2 protein-coding genes are annotated in these 1,062 nt (G+C 65.4%); both read left to right on the plus strand.

All coding sequences use genetic code 11. From position 1 onward, the window contains the following. On the plus strand, nt 1–651 hold a 651-nt coding region (locus ACXJKR_RS33265; RefSeq protein ID WP_457326490.1), incomplete at its 5' end, for a S1 RNA-binding domain-containing protein. An 11-nt stretch (nt 652–662) separates the two neighbouring features. Next, a partial coding sequence (locus ACXJKR_RS33270) for an alcohol dehydrogenase catalytic domain-containing protein (protein WP_457326491.1) occupies nt 663–1,062 on the plus strand: 400 nt, incomplete at its 3' end.

Consider the following 1,062-nt stretch of genomic DNA (forward strand, 5'->3'; position numbering starts at 1 on the left):
ACGACCGGCATCACCGCTCTGCAGATGGACATCAAGATCCAGGGCATCACCAAGGAAATCATGCAGGTCGCCCTGGCGCAAGCCAAGGAAGCCCGCCTGCACATCCTGGGCAAGATGGTCGAAGCCATGGGCACGGCCAACACCGAGGTGTCGCAGTTCGCGCCCCGCCTGTACACGATGAAGATCAACCCGGAGAAGATCCGTGACGTCATCGGCAAGGGCGGCTCGACGATCCGCGCGCTGACCGAAGAGACCGGCACGACCATCGACATCGGCGAAGACGGCACCATCACGATCGCTTCCACGGACGCCGACAAGGCCGAACTGGCCAAGAAGCGCATCCAGGAAATCACGGCGGAAGTCGAAGTCGGCAAGGTCTACGAAGGCCCGATCACCAAGATCCTGGACTTCGGTGCTCTCGTGAACCTGCTGCCCGGCAAGGACGGCCTGCTGCACATCAGCCAGATCGCCCACCAGCGCGTCGAGAAGGTCACCGACTTCCTGAGCGAAGGCCAGATCGTCAAGGTCAAGGTCCTGGAGACGGACGAGAAGGGCCGCATCAAGCTGTCGATGAAGGCACTGCTGGACCGTCCCGAGCGTGAAGCTGCTCCGATGCCGGCCGCTGACCACACGCCGCCCGCCGCAGAGTAATTGCGAGAGCGATGAAAGCCATCGCGATCACCCGCCCCGGCGGGCCCGAGGTGCTGGAGCTGGCCGAACGGCCGGATCCAGTCGCGGGCCCGGGTGAGTGCCTGATCCGCGTCGCAGCWTCGKGCATCAACCGCCCGGATGTGCTGCAGYGCAAGGGTGCCTACCCGCCGCCGCCGGGTGCGAGCGATCTGCCGGGGTTGGAAGTTGCGGGCGAGATCGTCGCTGGTGACTCCGAGGCTCTGGCGGCGCATGGCTTCAAGTTGGGCGACAAGGTCTGCGCGCTGGTCAATGGCGGCGGCTATGCCGAGCTGTGCACGGCGCCGATCGGGCAATGCCTGCCGGTGCCCAAGGGTTGGACGCTGGCTCAGGCCGCGACGCTGCCCGAGACCTGCTTTACCGTCTGGGCCAATG

Source organism: Roseateles sp. P5_E11 (assembly GCF_054049355.1).